The sequence below is a fragment of the Tunturiibacter lichenicola genome (assembly GCF_051013355.1).
Taxonomy (GTDB): domain Bacteria; phylum Acidobacteriota; class Terriglobia; order Terriglobales; family Acidobacteriaceae; genus Edaphobacter; species Edaphobacter lichenicola_F.
Window position 1 is genome coordinate 4,767,756 of record NZ_CP132944.1, and the last position, 17,222, is coordinate 4,784,977.

Annotated in this window: 18 protein-coding genes and 1 pseudogene; 15 read left to right on the plus strand and 4 right to left on the minus strand. The window is 53.4% G+C overall.

What is annotated here, in order from left to right:
- The first annotated feature begins 65 nt into the window (after positions 1-65).
- From RBB82_RS19970 to RBB82_RS20015, 10 genes and pseudogenes are all read left to right on the plus strand, one after another.
- A complete protein-coding gene (locus RBB82_RS19970; RefSeq protein WP_433972493.1) occupies positions 66-239 on the plus strand; it encodes a hypothetical protein in 174 nt (57 codons plus the stop codon).
- A gap of 105 nt (positions 240-344) precedes the next feature.
- Positions 345-812, plus strand: a complete 468-nt coding sequence (locus RBB82_RS19975) for a hypothetical protein (protein WP_433972494.1) — start codon at positions 345-347, stop codon at positions 810-812.
- 563 nt (positions 813-1,375) lie between these two features.
- On the plus strand, positions 1,376-2,314 hold the full coding sequence (locus RBB82_RS19980; protein WP_433972495.1) for a 3-hydroxyacyl-CoA dehydrogenase NAD-binding domain-containing protein: 939 nt from the start codon (positions 1,376-1,378) through the stop codon (positions 2,312-2,314).
- A gap of 227 nt (positions 2,315-2,541) precedes the next feature.
- Positions 2,542-2,904 (plus strand): acyl-CoA dehydrogenase family protein, encoded by a 363-nt coding sequence (locus RBB82_RS19985; protein ID WP_433972496.1) that lies wholly within the window; start codon positions 2,542-2,544, stop codon positions 2,902-2,904.
- Positions 2,901-3,674 (plus strand): acyl-CoA dehydrogenase family protein, encoded by a 774-nt coding sequence (locus RBB82_RS19990; RefSeq protein WP_433972497.1) that lies wholly within the window; start codon positions 2,901-2,903, stop codon positions 3,672-3,674. Before RBB82_RS19985 ends, RBB82_RS19990 begins: the two co-directional genes overlap by 4 nt.
- Before the next feature lie 210 nt (positions 3,675-3,884).
- Positions 3,885-4,708 (plus strand): annotated as a pseudogene (locus tag RBB82_RS19995) (AMP-binding protein); the annotation flags it as partial.
- 204 nt (positions 4,709-4,912) lie between these two features.
- Positions 4,913-5,236 carry a class I adenylate-forming enzyme family protein gene (locus tag RBB82_RS20000; RefSeq protein WP_433975426.1) on the plus strand — a complete coding sequence of 108 codons (324 nt, stop codon included), beginning with the start codon at positions 4,913-4,915 and terminating at the stop codon, positions 5,234-5,236.
- A 102-nt stretch (positions 5,237-5,338) separates the two neighbouring features.
- The gene (locus RBB82_RS20005; protein ID WP_433972498.1) at positions 5,339-6,163 is read left to right on the plus strand and encodes a CaiB/BaiF CoA transferase family protein; all 825 of its coding nucleotides are present in this window, start codon (positions 5,339-5,341) and stop codon (positions 6,161-6,163) included.
- A 151-nt stretch (positions 6,164-6,314) separates the two neighbouring features.
- Complete coding sequence (locus tag RBB82_RS20010) at positions 6,315-6,569, plus strand: hypothetical protein (RefSeq protein ID WP_433972499.1); 255 nt, start codon at positions 6,315-6,317, stop codon at positions 6,567-6,569.
- Positions 6,570-6,587: 18 nt separating this feature from the next.
- Positions 6,588-7,388 (plus strand): enoyl-CoA hydratase/isomerase family protein, encoded by an 801-nt coding sequence (locus RBB82_RS20015; protein ID WP_433972500.1) that lies wholly within the window; start codon positions 6,588-6,590, stop codon positions 7,386-7,388.
- A 497-nt stretch (positions 7,389-7,885) separates the two neighbouring features.
- Here RBB82_RS20015 and RBB82_RS20020 read toward each other — a convergent pair whose 3' ends face one another.
- A complete protein-coding gene (locus RBB82_RS20020) occupies positions 7,886-8,659 on the minus strand; it encodes an RNA polymerase sigma factor (protein ID WP_433972501.1) in 774 nt (257 codons plus the stop codon).
- A gap of 473 nt (positions 8,660-9,132) precedes the next feature.
- Here RBB82_RS20020 and RBB82_RS20025 point away from each other — a divergent pair, with 473 nt between their 5' ends.
- Together RBB82_RS20025 and RBB82_RS20030 are read left to right on the plus strand one after the other, a co-directional pair.
- Positions 9,133-10,368 (plus strand): NTP/NDP exchange transporter, encoded by a 1,236-nt coding sequence (locus RBB82_RS20025; protein ID WP_433972502.1) that lies wholly within the window; start codon positions 9,133-9,135, stop codon positions 10,366-10,368.
- 152 nt (positions 10,369-10,520) lie between these two features.
- Positions 10,521-11,333 carry a hypothetical protein gene (locus RBB82_RS20030; RefSeq protein WP_433972504.1) on the plus strand — a complete coding sequence of 271 codons (813 nt, stop codon included), beginning with the start codon at positions 10,521-10,523 and terminating at the stop codon, positions 11,331-11,333.
- A 432-nt stretch (positions 11,334-11,765) separates the two neighbouring features.
- Here the strand turns inward: RBB82_RS20030 and RBB82_RS20035 are convergent, their stop codons facing one another.
- The 3 genes from RBB82_RS20035 to RBB82_RS20045 form a co-directional block, all read right to left on the minus strand.
- Positions 11,766-12,353, minus strand: a complete 588-nt coding sequence (locus RBB82_RS20035; protein WP_433972505.1) for a winged helix-turn-helix domain-containing protein — start codon at positions 12,351-12,353, stop codon at positions 11,766-11,768.
- A 292-nt stretch (positions 12,354-12,645) separates the two neighbouring features.
- Positions 12,646-12,813, minus strand: a complete 168-nt coding sequence (locus RBB82_RS20040) for a hypothetical protein (RefSeq protein WP_433972506.1) — start codon at positions 12,811-12,813, stop codon at positions 12,646-12,648.
- 39 nt (positions 12,814-12,852) lie between these two features.
- On the minus strand, positions 12,853-13,017 hold the full coding sequence (locus RBB82_RS20045) for a hypothetical protein (protein WP_433972507.1): 165 nt from the start codon (positions 13,015-13,017) through the stop codon (positions 12,853-12,855).
- 359 nt (positions 13,018-13,376) lie between these two features.
- Here RBB82_RS20045 and RBB82_RS20050 point away from each other — a divergent pair, with 359 nt between their 5' ends.
- The 3 genes from RBB82_RS20050 to RBB82_RS20060 all read left to right on the plus strand — a co-directional run bounded on the left by RBB82_RS20050 (position 13,377) and on the right by RBB82_RS20060 (position 16,695).
- Positions 13,377-14,891: a PAS domain-containing sensor histidine kinase gene (locus RBB82_RS20050; protein WP_433972508.1), complete on the plus strand. Its 1,515-nt coding sequence runs from the start codon at positions 13,377-13,379 to the stop codon at positions 14,889-14,891.
- A gap of 758 nt (positions 14,892-15,649) precedes the next feature.
- The gene (locus RBB82_RS20055; protein WP_433972509.1) at positions 15,650-16,273 is read left to right on the plus strand and encodes a response regulator transcription factor; all 624 of its coding nucleotides are present in this window, start codon (positions 15,650-15,652) and stop codon (positions 16,271-16,273) included.
- 50 nt (positions 16,274-16,323) lie between these two features.
- Positions 16,324-16,695 carry a response regulator transcription factor gene (locus RBB82_RS20060; RefSeq protein WP_433972510.1) on the plus strand — a complete coding sequence of 124 codons (372 nt, stop codon included), beginning with the start codon at positions 16,324-16,326 and terminating at the stop codon, positions 16,693-16,695.
- Positions 16,696-17,222: the final 527 nt, after the last annotated feature.

Genomic DNA, 17,222 nt, shown 5'->3' on the forward strand with positions numbered 1-17,222 from the left:
TCGCCCGGTGAAGGCTCCACTTCTGCAACAGACAGCGCGCGAGCATGCGCTGAGGGGACAAACACATGAGACGCACCGAGCTTGAAATTAATCAGCAAGACATGTGGAGAACCTTGGTCTTCGAACAGAGAACCACCCTAACCCTCGCGGTTGAGATGCTGTTGCGTTGCCATCTATCTCCCGAGCAGATCCTGACCAAGACGGCGACGGCACTGGAAGGCTCCCACTACGATTCATGAGATCGATTAGAGGCCGCCGCACGGCGGGAAAAAGAGACGGATACTAACTACCAACATCGCGGGAGCAACGATGCAAACAGCCTCTTCGGATAGAAAGGCATTCTCATGACGAGTATGGATCTCAGCACAGAGCAAGAAGAGATGTGGAGAACATTCTTCGATGACAATCACGCAGATCTCGTTATCGTCGCTGAGATGCTTTTGCGTTGTCATCTATCCCCCGAAAGGGTACTCCGGAAGGCATTGTCAGGCCTGGAAAGCTCCCCATGCGAGGTGACCTTCGGACAGGCAATCCACGCTGTCATCGATACGGCCATCGAATACAATCGGGAGACTGCCAACTCACCGCTTCAGGCAAAGACCCGTCCTTCCGTCAAATTGAGAGTCCCTGGAATATCGCAAATTACTGAGCTTCCGTGGCCCGAACGGGCAGTGTATTTTCTGCGCGGAATTCTTCATTATTCCTGCGAGCGGACTGGTCTGCTCCTTAATCTGAGCGACTTCCAGGTCGACCAGCTCTACAAGCTTGCAGCAAAGCGTCTCGAGTACAAAAATAAGACAACATGTCGATGACGGTTAGTTAGAAACATTTTTCTCCCATAGGCCTACACCCTCACGGGCGAGGTTTCATTGGACGCTTTTGCCGCGCCTGGGGCGCAGGTGCATCTACATTAAAACCATGCGATTGAAGTTGTTGACTTCTTGATCTTCGATCCGGGCCGTCGTGGGAACACCATTACTTTGCAGATGAAGCACTGAAGGAACCGTCGCAAAATCTGCTTGCGAGCGCGGATGACTCGGAGTCTACTGCTGACCTTCGCCTGATGCCCTCACCACCGTCAGACAGAACCTCGCAAAGACTCCTTAGTCGAGCGCGGCTCCGGGATGCGTTCTTTCATGGCAGCTGAATCTAAGTCCAAATGATGCGGCAAATGCGAAGCAAGCCGTTCTACCGGCTACTAGGAATATGCAATATCTTTCGCGCTTCAGCCTTGGATAGGATGACCTCGTTGCTTTGGAAGATGTGCTCGTCGGATTGTGCGATCTATCAATCCTGGGCCTACAACAGACTTTACCGTTCCACGCGAGACGTCTTACGTCATCGCTAAGATTTTTCTGAGTCAAGGAGAACACCGATGTCTGTTGACAAACCTATACGTCGTATTGCGATTGTTGGAACCGGAGTCATCGGGGCCAGTTGGGCCGCACTGTTTCTGGCACGTGGTCTCGAAGTGATCGCCACGGATCCAGCTCCCAATGCCGAAGAAAATCTGCGCGAGTATATCGATAGTGCGTGGCCTGCCCTCGAGCAGTTGGGATTGTCTTCCGGCGCATCGAAGGATCGCCTGTCGTTCACGGCCAAGTTGGGCGACGCGCTCAAAGATGTCGATCTGGTCCAGGAGAATGGACCCGAGCGGCCTGATTTCAAGATCAAGTTGTTTGCCGACATGGACGCACTCACACCGGCGACCACCATTCTTGCGTCCAGTTCGTCCGGCATTCCGATTGGCGTCAGCCAGTCGCAGTGCAAGCATCCGGAGCGCTGTGTAATCGGACACCCCTTCAATCCACCGCATCTCATCCCGCTGGTTGAGATCGTCGGCGGCGAAAAGACATCAGCTGCCACAATCGAGCGTTCGATTGCGTTCTATGCCTCGATCGGTAAGCGCCCGATCCATGTGAAGAAAGAGGTGGTCGGCCATGTCGCGAATCGTCTTCAGGCAGCTATCTATCGCGAAGTTGTGTACCTGATCGAACAGGACATACTGAGCGTCGCGGATGCGGATGCGGCTGTGAGTTGGGGGCCAGGACTGCGTTGGGGTCTCATGGGGCCGAACCTGCTCTTCCATCTGGCCGGTGGAAAGGGCGGTATTCAGCATTTCATGGAGCACCTTGCGGGCCCGATGACCACATGGTGGAAAGATCTCGGAAATCCCGAGTTTACGCCCGAACTGAAAGAGAAGATCGTGCAGGGTGTCCTGGCAGAGGCGGGTAACCAGTCGGTCAATGATCTTGCTGAGGAACGCGACACGCAGTTGCTCGGATTGCTCGCTCTGAGAGGCACAGCGAAGTAGGGAAGATGCCCGATCTGTGCGGCCCCGGCTGCGCCGTGAGTCTGGACGCGTGTATGGATGGCGCTTGACGCACAAAGATGCTGCTCGCTGCTCAGTAAAGCCTGGCTGGCGTCGCGTACACCGACTGACTGTGTTACTGCGTTCGCATAATTGTTGTGGTTTGACACAAACCAAACCGAAGAGCAATGGAGAATCCGATGTCAGATACACGCACACAAGAAGCAAAGATGCCGAAGGTACTTCCGGAGCCGAACAGCGATTGTTACCAGACTTTTCAGACGCTGTCTGGAGCTGAGCAAGCAATGGTCATGAAAGTACGTGAATTCATGAAGGCATCCGTTGCCCCAATCATCAACGATTTTTGGGAGAGGGACTCATTTCCGTTTGATGTTTTACCCGGGTTCCGGGATCTCCAGATTATGGGAGTGGGGTACGAGGGGTATGGCTGTGCCGGTGGCAGCAATCTGCTGGCCTGCTACATTGCAATGGAGATCGCGAAGGTCGACTGCTCCTTTGCAACTTTCTTCGGTGTGCATAGCGGCCTTGCGATGGGTTCGATCTTCCTTTGCGGTTCGGAAGAGCAAGCTTGACTGAGCCCCTGGTCGGCTCGGGTGCGTCACGTGGTCTTGGGACCACTGCACGGCGCGAGGGGGACACGTGGATTCTGAATGGACAGAAGAAGTGGATCGGTAACTCTACGTTTGGAGACCTCACCATCATCTGGGCAAGGGATGTGGCTGATAACCAGGTGAAGGGCTTCATCGTCGAGAACAAGACCCCGGGCTTCAAGGTTGAGAAGATTCAGCACAAGATGGCGCTGCGGGTTGTGCAGAACGGGCTGATCACCCTCGAAGACTGCAAGGTGCCTGAAGAGAACCGCTTGCAGAACGACAGCACCTTCCGTGACACTGCCCGTGTACTTCGCATGACCCGCGGCTTCGTTGCATGGGAAGCTGTCGGATGCCAGATGGGCGCTTACGAAAATGCATTGCTGTACGCACAACAGCGCGAACAGTTCGGCAAGCCGATCGCTTCGTTCCAGCTGGTTCAGGATCTGCTGGTAAAGATGGTCGGCAACATCACCGCCTGCCAGTGCATGGTCATGCGGTTGTCCCAGTTGCAGGACCAGGGCAGACTGGCGGACGAACATGCTTCTCTTGCCAAAGCATTTTGCACCGTAAAGATGCGCGAAACGGTGGGGTTTGCAAGAGAGCTTCTTGGAGCAAATGGAATCCTTCTTGACTATAACGTAGGGCGCTTTGTTGCCGACTCCGAGGCGATCTACTCCTACGAAGGAACGCGCGAGATGAACACCCTCATCGTTGGCCGTGCGGTCTCGGGCTTCAGCGCATTCATTTAGTCAATCACGTCTGCCCGTTACCGAGTAAGAGGCATAGATGATCTATACCCATTCCATTGGTCGCGCTTTGCAATACTTCCCGCGGCATACAGCTCTACTGCGGGAAGAGCGGACCATATCTTTTCTGGAACTGGATATTCGAGTGAGAAGAGGACTGGCGCGGCGCTTCAGCGTCGCGGCTTCCTGAGTGGAGATCGTCTGGTCTTCCTAATGCCGAATGGGCCGGACTACGTAGAACTGATCTACGCCTGCAGCCTGCTTGGTGTCATTGCCGTTCCCATCAACACGCGTAATGCAGGCGCCGAGATTGACCGGCTCCTTGACGATGCGCGACCACGCGGTCTGATACGACACTCGAGGTTTCCCGCGCCCACTGTGGGCCTAGAGTGGGAGCATGTGATCGACATCGCTCCTCTTGGTGAGGCCAAGGAAGAACTATACGTCGGAGAGTTTTACGATCCTGACGCGATACTCGCGCTTCTGTATACAAGCGGAACGACCGGCGCCCCCAAAGGAGCCGCGCTTACACACGCGAACATTTTTTCTAACGTTCACGACCTCAGCTACTGGCTGACGTACCGAGAGAAGGCCGTCTTTCTTCATGCGTCACCGATGTTCCATATCGCGGATTTTCCCGCGATGTTCGCGGCCCCGGTCTTTGGCGCAGCGCAGATGACATTGGAACGCTTTGACGCACTTTCGTTTTGCACCTGTGTTCAGACACATGGGGTACTCACACAGTGCTCGTTCCGTCGATGATCAACACACTCTGTCAATTCGAAGGCCGTGCATCGTTCAATCTGGATTCTCTGGATGTGCTTGGCTACGGTGGGTCGCCAATCGCTCCAGCACTTGTACGGGAAGTACGCAGAGCTTTGCCGAAAGCAAAGTTGCTGCAGGTTTACGGTTTGAGCGAAGCCGGCTTCCTGACTGGTTTGACAGACGCCGAACACACAGATGAAAGGCTTCAGTCGTGCGGCCGCCCATGTCCTGGTATCGATCTGCGAGTTGTCGATGCAACTGGTAAACCGGTGTCGTCCGGCGAACTCGGGAACCTGGCAGCGCGAGGTCCGGGCATCATGCGTGGCTACTGGCACGACATTGAAGAAGACCTGTCGGGAGATGAATCCTCGGTGGACGAAACCGCAGAGGCATTGCGTGGCGGATTCTTCCACACCGGAGATATTGGACGCCAGGACAAGGACGGCTACTTCTACATCGTCGATCGAGCAAAAGACATGATCGTCAGCGGCGGGGAGAACGTCTACTCTGCCGAAGTCGAGGCCGCAATTTATGAGATTCCCGAAGTGAAAGAGGCTGCGGTATTCAGTATCCCGGACGACAAATGGGGAGAGTTGGTGGCTGCCGCCGTTGTTCTAAGGCCGGGAACCAACTTGTCTGCGGAAGAACTCAGACAGTACTGTAAAACGCGGATCGCCTCATACAAGGTCCCCCGTCATATCGAGTTCATGACAGAAGAACTCCCCAAGTCCGGATCAGGGAAGATTTTGAAACGAGTTTTACGGGAGAAGTACTGGGCCGGGCAGTCACGGCGAGTGTGATTGCACCGCGGGTCTCAAGGCAATTCGCAAACCGAAGCAGATCCAGAACATCGTGACGAGCTTCGCTATTTAGGTTGACGAGCAGATAGGGCAATAGGATTTATGAGCACAGGCAAGACTTTTGCGGGACTAAAAGTAGTAGACCTTGCGAGTTTTATCGCCGAGCCAGCAGCCACAACGGTACTCTCCGACTTCGGAGCTGACGTGATCAAAGTGGAGCCGCCAGGGTTCGGTGATCCTTATCGAATCCTTCACCGCACACCGCCTAACCCGGCCTCCGATATCGACTACGCCTGGCAGTTAACGAACCGCAACAAGCGCGGTATTGCGCTCGATCTCAAGAATGCCGCTGCCCGTGAGGTATTGGAAGCATTGGTCAAGTGGGCGGATGTCTTTGTGACCAACTATCCGCTACGTGTCCGCAAGGCCCTGAAGCTGACGTATGAAGACATCGCTCCGCTCAACGAACGGCTGATCTATGCGGACATCACCGGCTATGGTGATTTTGGTCCAGCCGCGGATGAGCCCGGTTTAGACATCGCGGCGTATTGGGCACGCAGCGGCTTGATGGCCATGACGCGCGATGCCGGCGGCGATCCAACGTTGCCGATCCCGGGCACTGGGGGCCACGCGACTGCTATCTCTCTCTACTCCGCCACTGTCACGGGTCTGTATCAGCGGGAGAAGACGGGCAAAGGAACCAGGGTGACGACCTCGCTCATCGCTGAGGGTGCATGGGCGGCTGGGGTATGGATCGAAGGTGCGCTTAACCATGCGAAGTTCTTTGGATTGCACGATCGGAAGAATCCATCGAATGCGCTTCTGAATCCTTATCCAACGAGCGATGGCCGCTGGATTCTTTTCGTGATCGCACAGCAGGACCGTGACTGGCCGGAACTCGTCAATGTGATTGATTCTATGATGTGAAGAAGCGGAGCGCAAATGCTGGGGCGCTCGCGGGGATCCTCGATGAGGCGTTCACGAGCAAACCACTTTCACACTGGAACGAAGCGTTCGGCAAGACGCCCATCACGGTAGGCGTAGTCCAGACCCTCGACGAAGTGGTCCATGACGGCAGATGCTTGCCAATAACATACTGGTGCCCGTGCAAGGAATGGGCCCAGAGGTTCGCACCGTCAACAGCCCTATGCAGGTGATCGGCGCAGAGAAGGTAGCACCGCGCCGCGCTCCGAATGTTGGGGAGCATACGGCAGAGGTGTTGCTCGAGCTCGGCTTCTCGGAACAAAAGATAGAGTCCTTGCGGGCTAGCGGAGCAGCACCACAGGCGGCCCATGCTGCGCTACCAACACACGCTCCAGGGAAACCCATTTAGTAGAGAGGAGAGAGTTTAGTGAGTGCTACAGAAGTATCTACCAGCTTTGAAAACATCACGTATGAGGTCAAGGGACCCATCGGTTACATCACTTTGAATCGCCCAAAGGTGATGAACGCACTCAATCGGCGGACTATTGAAGAACTTAACGCTGCGTTCCGCACGGCGAAGGAGGATGCTACGGTCAAAGGCATCATTCTGACCGGAGCTGGAGAGAAGGCCTTCATTGCCGGCGCTGACATCGAGGAGCTTTCGGCGATCGACGGGGAACTGGCAGGCGAATTCTCCGCGAAGGGCCAGGAGGTGCTCTTGTTCCTTGAGAAGCTTGGCAAGCCTGTGATTGCAGCGGTGAATGGCTCCGCCCTGGGAGCCGGTTGCGAAACGGCGATGGCGTGCACGATCCGCATCGCCGCAGAAAACGCGAAGTTCGGTCAACCTGAAGTCAAGCTCGGGATCATTCCCGGTTACGGCGGCACGCAGAGGCTACCGCGCCTCGTTGGAAAAGGCCGAGCTCTGCAACTGATCCTGACTGGTGATCTGATCGATGCGCACGAGGCCTACCGCATTGGGTTGGTGAATGAGGTTGTTGCTGCAGCGGACCTGATATCGCGCTGTGAGGCCATTCTCAAACAGATCGATTCCAACGCACCGCTCGCAATCCAGTACGCAATCGACGCGGTGAACGAGGGAGTTGATACAGACCTGAGTTCGGGGCTAAAGCTGGAGACAAAGTACTTTGCCTCCAGCTGCTGGGACCGAAGACAGGAGGGAAGGCACTTCTGCCTTCGTCGAGAAGCGTGCTCCGCAGTTTCAGGGTAAGTAACTGCAAGAAATACACCCTTCTGAAAGGACGATGTCGACAACTCGCGCAGCGCGCGATCCGAGTAATTATTGTGTCGAGCCTCACGCTCGCCTGAAGGACCCCTCGAGCTTTGAGTTGCTCGTCGACGCCTACCCACAGGTACCAGCTGGTGTCGCCGCTTTCCTCAGGGACGAGAGTTCGGCTCTTAGATGGTGCCATCTCTACGTGCCATCGTAGACGCGAAATCGCCAGATCACATCCAAGTAGATGAGGTCTTGGAATTCCCGGGAAGGAATATCGCTCTTGTCGTCCATTTGCAGAACGAACGTGCGTCTTTCGTGAATAGCCATTTGACCTTCGCCTCCAGGGCGGTCGGGCGCGATGGGCAATGCATATCTACCAACTCTCTGAGCGCCAGACGGTCTGTAGCCTCTTCAGGGAATGCTTCTTTGGATTGCCCTTTAATTAGGATAAGAAGGCGAGCGTGGAATGAGAGGGTTCCCTCTATACATATTTATGTAATTGAGTTTAGAAGGCCCTTTCGTTCAAGCGATGACTTCAAGATCCGACGTCCACGTAAGAGGCGAGACTTAACCGCCGCAACCGAAAGTCCTAACGCATCAGCAGCTTCCTGCAAGGTGTGGTCGTTGCCATAATAGGTAGTCACTACCTCCTGCATTTTCGGTGAAAGGCAATGAAGTTCCTTCCGAAGGAGGAGAATTATCTGTGCCCTTGCCAAGCGGCACTCAGGATCTGGCGCCTGATCGGCAATGTCCCAGGCTGGTTCGTCAGGGTCATACGGTTCCATATCTGCTTCTCGCCGAGCCTTCCTCCTTCGTATCACGGTTAGCGCGGCATTGATACCGATAGCGGTCATCCACGTAGAAAACTTGCAGGACTGACGAAATCTTCCCAGGTTCGCGTATGCGCGGACCAAGGTCTCTTGCATGGCATCTTCAGCATCCTCCTGATGTCGGACAATCGCAAGAATTCTTCGCCTGACAGTCTGAGCGTGTCGCCGGCACAGCTCAGCAAAGGCCTCGTGGTCACCCGACTGAGCTGCCCCAACAAGATCATCATCGGTGCGCAGTGTATTCAACAATGGATCGTCATGGCCGCGATGAGGCGACACGATCGGGAGTGGGGCTGTTTTGAACCTCCGAGCTTCGTTTCGAGTACGCGTTTTCGTTCTCTCCAGCTCCATGTTCGGCCCCTGACAGAAACAAAGTTCCCAGTGGTTGGCAACTCTCAAGATCTCTGTGGGCTTCCACGTCGTCCTTGAGGGCATACCAAAATCTGATTAATACTTCCAGTTCTTTGGCATGGCGGTGCAGTGTAAACGCATCCCATCTGCACCTGGCGTCTGAAAATCGAAGGGCGGCACTGGCTCACTGAAAGCAGCACATAGCAAATACTAGCGCCGCATGTTTGCCGTGAAAATTACATCTTCCTAGTACGCATCTGCAAGGTTGTGTCGAGGCTCGTCTATTGAGCGAAGCATGGGAACTCGGCGGATTACTAGGAAGATGTAATGGGAATCAACCCATGGGCCTCGTTACGATGCATCGATATGTGAGAGTCACGATCCTGCAGCGAGGGTTGATGGGAGTGTTCGATAGAAAGGTTGACGATGTTGCATTCGCCACGTCGTCGGTAACAAATGCGGTATCCATTGGAACTGACTTGCAACTCCGAAAGAATCTTTTAGAGAGGCTCCTTTCGGTCATATGTGATGTTTGTCCGGGAGAAGGTCCGGGGGCGTTGATCCTTACGATCAATCTCTTCATGCTGCTCGGGGCGTATTACCTTCTGAAGACGGTCAGAGAGTCGCTCATACTCGCCGAAGGGGGAGCAGAGGTCAAAGCGTACTCGTCCGCAGCACAAGCGATTATCTTGCTCGGCGTCGTGCCTCTGTACGGCTGGATCGCAACTCATCTGAATCGTAATCGGCTGCTGCGATGGACAACGCTGTTCTTCGCCTCGAACCTTTTCCTCTTCTTCTTCGCTGGCCAGGCCGGTGCTCGAATCGGTGTCGTGTACTACATCTGGGTTGGGATCTTCAATGTCTTCACCGTGGCTCAACTCTGGGCTTTTGCGACGGACCTTTTTTCTCTGGAGCAAGGCAAAAGACTGTTCCCGTTACTCGGTTCCGGAGCGTCGTCTGGAGCGGTCGCAGGGGCCTGGATTGCAGGACGATTGATCAACCCCCTTGGCCCTTACAAGATCATGCTCATCGCTGTCGCCGTCTTGTGTATTTGCGCTGCTCTGACGCGGCTGGCGGGCTACATCATCACGAAGCGTGGCGGAGAACTCGAGAAGAAGAAAGACCAGGAGACCCTGAGCAGTGAAGGCGGTTTTCAGCTTCTCATGCGAGATCGCTACCTGATGCTGATCGCAATTCTCACAGTTCTGCTCAATATAGTGAGTCTTTCCGGTGACTTCATCTTCGGCAAATTGCTCGTGGATCAGACAAATCATGTGGTTGGCACCGCGGCCTCACTCATGAAGGCGCGCAAGACTTACATCGGATCCTACTATGCCTCCTACTACGAGTGGACGAACGCGGTCAGCTTAATCATCCAGACATTCCTTGTTTCCCGCATCTACAAGAGATTTGGCGTGCGTGGGTCTGTGTTTGTCCTTCCGTTGATTTCAGTTGTCACCTTCACGACGATTCTCGCAAACCCAATTCTTCAGGTCGTGCGTGTTCTGAAGATCGCTGAAAACTCGACAAACTACTCCCTTCAGAACACTGTTCGGGCGGCCCTATTGCTCCCTACATCAAGAGACGCGAAATACAAAGCAAAGGCGGCGATTGAAACGTTCTGTGTCCGTTTCGGTGATGTGTTGCAGGCGGGAGTCATCTTTATCGGCACGTCACTCCACTTCGGTGTGCAGGCATTTGCGGGAATGACATTGGCGATGACTCTAGTGTGGCTCCTCGTGGCACTGAAGCTTTATCAGGAACACAAGAGAAGGGTGCCGGAGTTTCACTAATCCAGCGCAGTTGCCGATACATGATTAAAAATTTTACAACTCGTCTTAGCGACAGCTCATTTCCCATTCTTGTTCTGTCGTACTCGATTCTTATGATGCACTACGTCTTCAGCAGGGCGTTCAGAGATTCGTTACTGGGATCTGGACTATCGGTGTCCGAGCTTCCAGGGCTTACCTTCCTTGGTACATTGCTCGCAATCAGCCTGAGTCTGATCTGTTCCTTGTTCCTGCGATCGAATGCCAGGATTCATGTGATTCGATTTTTCTATCTGTTAAACGCTGTCGCCGAGCTCATCATTGCTTTCCAGTACCAGAACCATAGCTGGATGCTGCGAGCGTATTACATCGAAGTATCGGCTTCGACTGCGATCGGGTTGTCTTTGATCTGGGTATTGATCGGAGACTGGATGAGTAACTGCAACCACGGTAATACGAACAAGGTTCCTTCTGTTCTGATTTCCGGTACGGCTGCGGGAATGCTCGCCGGCTTCGGTTTGGTGTACCTGTCTTCGGCAAACGATCTTCGATCATCGTTGGTGATGCTTGCTGTCATGGACGTTTGTGTCTCTTCGCTGCTTCTCTTTCATAAGGACGGAAGTTGCACCTCTGCCGGCAAGAAGAAGTTTGAAGAATTGAACAAGGTACGGCGGAACTGGACGAGCGCAGTAGTTCGAATGCTGGTGATCGTTACGATCCTTGGAGCTTCGGCCTCTACACTGCTTGACCTTGTTTTCCGGGTGAGAGTCGCGGAGCATTACACCTCCCAGGCCGATCGAATCCACTTCATGGGCTCACTGCAAGGGTTTCTATGCCTCGGCGCATTGCTCTCACAGTTTGCGGTACGAAGACTCACGAGTGGTCCTTGGGCGAAGCGCTGTCTCATCCTCTACCCAGGCATCCTGACTGCAACCAGGAATATTCCCCCAGAAATTGCAACGACAAAGACCGACAAATCATATATCTGATGCGCGGGCGTTGAAGCTGGAGCAAGCGTGGACGGCTTCGTCCCTTGCGCTGCCAAGATGAAGTTCGTCAGAAGGGGCCATGCTGCGGCAATGCTACGGCAAATCAGACGTTGCGCACGGCGCGTCTGCATCTTTTGATTACCTCCTCCACCACACATGTCTCGACATCTACGAGTGTGAATGCCCCGACATAAGGTGTTGGTCTTTCTGTCAGTGCGCTACGTCGACAGCGTGATAGTAGCAATCGGGTGAAACGATCGAAATTACATGTTTCTATTAGCGATTGATCGAAGAAGGAAGAGCCTCGATCTATGTGATCGGTGTCGAAGCTTTTCGCCGTGACGGGGCTTTGATTACCTTTGGGACGAGCGAGGTGTGTGCTGTCGTATTGATGCAGCAGGTGCCCGCGTACGATATCCCCGGACTATCTAGTCACCCACGCGGAGGAATGGCAGAATTTCCTTCTATCGCTTCCGCGAAGCGATAGCCGATCCCTGGCTCTGTCAAGAGGTACTTTGGATATGCGGGATTGTCCTCAATCTTGAGGCGTAACTGTCTGACGAAGATTCGCAAATACTCGCGATCACTACCGTACTGTGATCCCCATACTGATCGTAGTAATTTCCTATGTGAGACCGGCTTCCCCGCATTCATCATCAGGTTATGAAGGAGTGCGAACTCCTTCGGAGTCAGATGGAGGGGGCGGCCTTTCTTCTGTACCAGGTGCCTCGAAGCATCAAGATGCAAATCCCCCACCCTGAATAGGAATTCTTCCTCATCGGAGTTATGAGTCGGTTTCAACGCGGCGCAGACTTGCGCGATTAACTCGTGGAACGGCAACAGATCTATCGAGTAGTCAAGGGCGACCGCCTCCGAAGACCTGCCTAGCGGGCCGTCACTGTCTCGCGGCGTATGGATAGCAACCAGAAAACTCGAAGCGATCTCACCTTCCACATGGCTGATGTCGACTCCTACAGTTTCCGGTTTACTACGCCCAAGCGCACCTTGGACCAGTGTCATTCCGATTGGGTGCTGAACTTCCGGCTTTCGTTTTCCGCTATTACGATTAGCGATGGTTTTGACCTTCCAGTTCATGGAGAACCCTGTGTGGATTGCGATTTTTAAAATCGACTGCCGTGCGATTCGAGTTCGTTGAGGATTGCTCGGCGGGCGGCGAGGACTCAGCTCCGGACGACCGCACTCTCGAAGTAATGCCACTTCTATTCAGGAATGTGCCTTTTCGTCCTCACCGATGACCAATGCAATTCAGCATAGTTTTGGTCAAGATAACGCTTACAATCTTGTTGCGCCATTACATGTTCATGTGGCAAGGGGACACCGCGGCCCGGCTGGCGGAGTTTCCTCCTCCCACCACAATGACTTCTTCGGAGTCGCACATCTGTGCCTCCATATGCGTCGCGTTGTAATAGACGCCCCCTGCCGGTGGACGCATCTGTGTCTTCAATGGGAAGTCGCGCATACTGCGCTCCCCGTGACGATCACTACGGTGCATGTCGTCTTAGCCTGTCTTGCTAATCGCGACGATACCTTCCAGCGCAATAAACATAGGCACATCCGGTTGCGAGGGTTCATAAAGAACCTCACCGGTTTGGACCGATAGAAGCTGGGCGACGGACCTAATACGGTCTGTCTGCTTCGGACTCAAATTGGGATTGTCTCGCATCGCACCCGCTCTTCACCCCGCACACGAGCGAGGAAACATAAAGGCTTCGACCTCATGGCGCAGAGTCTGTAAAGTGCAGAGACATGCATTCAAATGCAAATTTCTATTTGGCGTCCATCTGGGAGTCGCATCGCCTGCAACCGTGCAATATTCAAAGGACTCAAGGCCACTCCATCACATCTTTATGTGTGTTGTCGGTGTGCTCAGAGTTGAAATCGCCCGCTACGATAAACATGTAATGCCCTTATATTCCCCCACGTAATAGGCTCAACAGAACATTAATCGGAAGATATGCACGAAAATCCGCTTGGCTCTTGCCGTGAAAATCCTTCCTGTGAAATAACCCCCGCGTGACGAAAATGATCGATACGTCTGTTCTGGCTGCCTTCCTTGAGTACTCTCCGAATCCCACTTGGTTGGCAGATTCCGATGGCCGTTGTATCTACGCAAATCAAGAGTTGAGAGAAATCGCAGCCCTGAGCGCGGCTCAGCTTGGAAACTTGAATTGGCTGGAACTTGTAGCGGAAGAGGACAGACAAATGTCTTCCGGATTGTGGCAGGAAGCGAGGATTCATCATCAGCCCTATCGCGCTCGCTTCACTCTCCGTGCCAGAGATTCTGCACGAGGCGGTGCGGCAGATGTTGTTGGAACGGAGCATATAGCTCCCGACGGCTCCGAAGCGTGGCTCTTCACCGCCGTCGTCTCAGCATCGTGCGGCAAAGCGCTTCCGTCTGTCGAGGCTAATCTTCAAGTGACACTGAATGCTCTTCCGGCTCAAGCTTGGTACGCTCGAGCCTCGGGGGCTCTGGCGTTTGTCAATGGCGCTACGGCGGATTACCTGGGCCTTCCATCAGATCACCGGCTTCGGTTTGCTGCAGATTTCGAAGCACCGTGGGACGCACATTTGATCTTTCTGCATCCTGAGGATCACCTCAGCTCAAGCAAAAATTGGGCAGAACAAATGCAAACGGAACGCCCGCGAGATGATCAGTTCCGCATATTGGGAGCAAACGGAAAATACCGTTGGTTTCTAACGCGAGCGGAGCCTCTCAGGGATTCGGATGGTCAGGTTAAGTACTGGGTTGGCGTGAACATCGATATCGATGACAAAAAACGAGCGAGCGAGGCTCTCGACGAAGCGCGGGAGCGAATCGGTCGTGCTACACAGTCCGCAGCAATTGCCGAACTCTCGGCGTCCCTTTCTGACAAGATTGTGCAGCCACTAGCGGCTGTCGTAGCCAACGCGCGAGCAGCGCTCAATTGGCTTTCCTCTGACAACCTCAACATCTCCCAGGCAAATGCCGCACTCGAAGGAGTGGTTCGAGATGGAATGTCCGCTGGCAATATCGTTCACGAAATGCGTCAATTCTTCGATAATCGTCGGCCCAGACCACGAGCAATCGATCTAAAGATTTTGATTGAGCAGGTGCTAAGCCTTCAGGCCCCGGACGTTCGAAACAAGGGAATTGAAATTGAATGCGAATTGAATCCCGATCTTCCGGCCGCCTTCGCAGATGCTGCCCAGATTCGCCACGTGCTGTTCAATTTGGTGGTGGACGCCTGCGAAGCCATGTATCGATTTGAGGAACCGAAGAAGCTAACTTTGAGAACTGGTTTCACCGACGATCACGTTAGCCTCGAAGTCGAAAACAACGGTGGTTGTATCACAAGTGTGGAACATATGCTTAAAGCGGTTGTTGCGGATGGGTCAAGGGGGGCAGTAGTTGCCTTAGCAATCAGTCGTTCCATCATCGTGGCACAAGGGGGCACGCTCGAAGCTATTCGACGAGAAGGAGGAGTGACATGTGTCCGCATCGAGCTACCTCGCTTCAGCCCGCTGCAGGCCGCGGCCCCGTCACGTCACGGCAGCTAGAGACATGGAAACCTCAAACCGAACCTGGGACATGGGAATTCCTGCATCTCGGCTGTGGATCGGACCTGGGCAGGCAGGACTCATCAGAAAAATCGGTGCCTTGCGCTGAGTCCGTCAATCAATCCCCGATTGTGTAAAGTCGATGACGACGGACCTGACACGCGCGATCCTGGAAGGAACTTTGAAGCCTTCGCCGTTCCATCTCGCTTTTCGCACGGAGGACGATCGGGGGACTTATCTATCGGAGCTGTATAGTTTGCCTTTGAAGAATTATGTGCCCCTGAACCAATACACGAATATGTAATGGTTTCTGAACGCTGCCATTTCTATGATGGCAGGATGTTTGAGCTTCGGCGTGGAGCGAATTTCCGAACTGAAGAGAAGGCAATGATGTGGATTGACATTGCGGTAGCCGTGCTGCTATCTCTCCGCATAACCCTGTTCAGACCGGTGCTTCCGCAGCTAGTGGATCAGGATCATGTTGCCTGGGTACCAGAGGAAAAAGATGAAGGGCAGGACTGACTCTTCGTTGTTGCTGAGAAATAAAGGGACATTCCCCTCGAAAGTTCTGTCAGGAACGCGGGATTTCGCAATTACATATTTATGTAATCAATGATTTGATCGTGAGTCAATGACTTAGGCGTGCCTTGTCATTATAATCTCTCACAAAGGTGCGCTTATAAGCGGTGCGCCGTGCACTTTGAGGTTTGGGAACAATGACGCGCGCAGCTATCAGTAGCCCACTCTGGGAGGGGATCGTGCCGTCAACCGAAATGATCTACATCGTTGATGATGATGCCAGTGTTGTAAACGCTCTCTCATCGCTCCTGCGGGCCAATGGCAAGCAGGTTCAAATATTTACTTCAGGACAAGCTTTCCTTGACTTCAAGCGCCAGGACTCCTGCGCGTGCCTGATTCTCGATTTGAGAATGCCAGGATTGAATGGATTGCAGGTGCAAGAGTCGATAGGCGCCCAGACGACAATCCCCGTCATCTTTATTACCGGACGCGGCGATGTTCCGTCCACTGTCACAGCGATGAAGGGAGGAGCGATGGACTTCCTCACCAAGCCTATTGACGAGGCGGTACTACTTGCCTGTATCGAAAGAGCGCTCGAACAGGATCGGAAACTTCGATTGGCCGCATTAGAACGGAATAGTCTACTCGCACGTTACGGATCGTTGACTCCAAGGGAACAACAGGTGTTACCGCTGCTGACACGTGGTCTTTTAAACAAGCAGGCCGCCTGGGAATTAGGAATCACGGAGTATACCGTGCAGATACATCGTGGGCACATAATGCGGAAGATGGGAGCCGATTCTTTCGCGACCCTGATTAAACTAGCCAGCAAGCTAAATCTCGAGTCTTTCAGAGCATCCTAGATTGCAGGGAATGATTTTCTATGGATCGTACCAGAGGGGCGGAGGTTTCAATGGGCATGCAGGCCCGAACGATCGCAGTCATTGATGATGATCTCCGAGTTCTCGAGTCGCTGATAAACTTACTGGCCTCTTCCGGATATAACGCTGAAGGCTATGGCTCGGCAGAGGAGTTTCTCGAGTCAGACGGTCTGCAAAAGAGCTCTTGCGTCATCACGGATGTGGAGATGCGGCAGATGAGCGGTCTGGGCTTGCTTCAACACATTAACAGTACTGCTAGCTCATTGCCAGTCATTATCGTCACTGGAAAGCCTTCTGAGAAGTCGGAATTGTTCTACCTTGAAAAGGGAGCAGTCGGCTTCTTCCGCAAACCGGTTGATGGCGATGCCCTGATTGACCTTCTAAAGGGAGTTTGTGAAGGATAAATCTCGGATTTATCTGCGCCACGTCGCTCGTTCGTAGACTTCGCGAAGTTACGCCCTGCACTTCAGCGCGAATCGTTCAGGCGATTCTGCATACTGCTCCAAAGTAACTGATTTGATTTGGTCAATGCTCTTATTCTGAGCTTTGCCTCAAAGCTCTTCTTGTACTCCTGATCCCAGCCAACTCAGCGGCAAGTCTTTCGCCAGTAGACGCGTTAAAGGAAGAGGAACTGGACGTTGACGTTAAGGGATGCTAAAGCGCCACGAAGAAAAGAATGTGGGGATTACTCTTGCGGTAGCCATCGACCTTTAAGGGTGAACTAACATTTAAATGCAAAGTCAATATCTTGTTCACCGTATTTCTCTACAAGTTTCTTTACAAACGCTCGGCTCGCTCTAAAGACGCTGGCAGATGCAAATAGCCTGATCCGATTCACTAGCGATACATCGCAACAGTCTCATCAAGTTTTCCAGACTTCGCGAAGGAGGCTGTTGCGTAGCAAACCGTTCCTGACGTATGAACTCTGAGT

What these genes read in the sequence shown, in the direction of transcription:
- RBB82_RS19980 (WP_433972495.1), top strand. Translation starts at nt 1,376, where the DNA reads ATGTCTGTTGACAAACCTATACGTCGTATTGCGATTGTTGGAACCGGA.
- RBB82_RS20060 (WP_433972510.1), top strand. Translation starts at nt 16,324, where the DNA reads ATGGGCATGCAGGCCCGAACGATCGCAGTCATTGATGATGATCTCCGA.
- RBB82_RS19970 (WP_433972493.1), top strand. Translation starts at nt 66, where the DNA reads ATGAGACGCACCGAGCTTGAAATTAATCAGCAAGACATGTGGAGAACC.
- RBB82_RS19975 (WP_433972494.1), top strand. Translation starts at nt 345, where the DNA reads ATGACGAGTATGGATCTCAGCACAGAGCAAGAAGAGATGTGGAGAACA.
- RBB82_RS20050 (WP_433972508.1), top strand. Translation starts at nt 13,377, where the DNA reads ATGATCGATACGTCTGTTCTGGCTGCCTTCCTTGAGTACTCTCCGAAT.
- RBB82_RS20005 (WP_433972498.1), top strand. Translation starts at nt 5,339, where the DNA reads ATGAGCACAGGCAAGACTTTTGCGGGACTAAAAGTAGTAGACCTTGCG.
- RBB82_RS20010 (WP_433972499.1), top strand. Translation starts at nt 6,315, where the DNA reads ATGCTTGCCAATAACATACTGGTGCCCGTGCAAGGAATGGGCCCAGAG.
- RBB82_RS19985 (WP_433972496.1), top strand. Translation starts at nt 2,542, where the DNA reads ATGCCGAAGGTACTTCCGGAGCCGAACAGCGATTGTTACCAGACTTTT.
- RBB82_RS20020 (WP_433972501.1), bottom strand. Translation starts at nt 8,659, where the DNA reads ATGCCCTCAAGGACGACGTGGAAGCCCACAGAGATCTTGAGAGTTGCC.
- RBB82_RS20000 (WP_433975426.1), top strand. Translation starts at nt 4,913, where the DNA reads ATGATCGTCAGCGGCGGGGAGAACGTCTACTCTGCCGAAGTCGAGGCC.
- RBB82_RS20035 (WP_433972505.1), bottom strand. Translation starts at nt 12,353, where the DNA reads ATGACACTGGTCCAAGGTGCGCTTGGGCGTAGTAAACCGGAAACTGTA.
- RBB82_RS20045 (WP_433972507.1), bottom strand. Translation starts at nt 13,017, where the DNA reads ATGCGAGACAATCCCAATTTGAGTCCGAAGCAGACAGACCGTATTAGG.
- RBB82_RS20040 (WP_433972506.1), bottom strand. Translation starts at nt 12,813, where the DNA reads ATGCGCGACTTCCCATTGAAGACACAGATGCGTCCACCGGCAGGGGGC.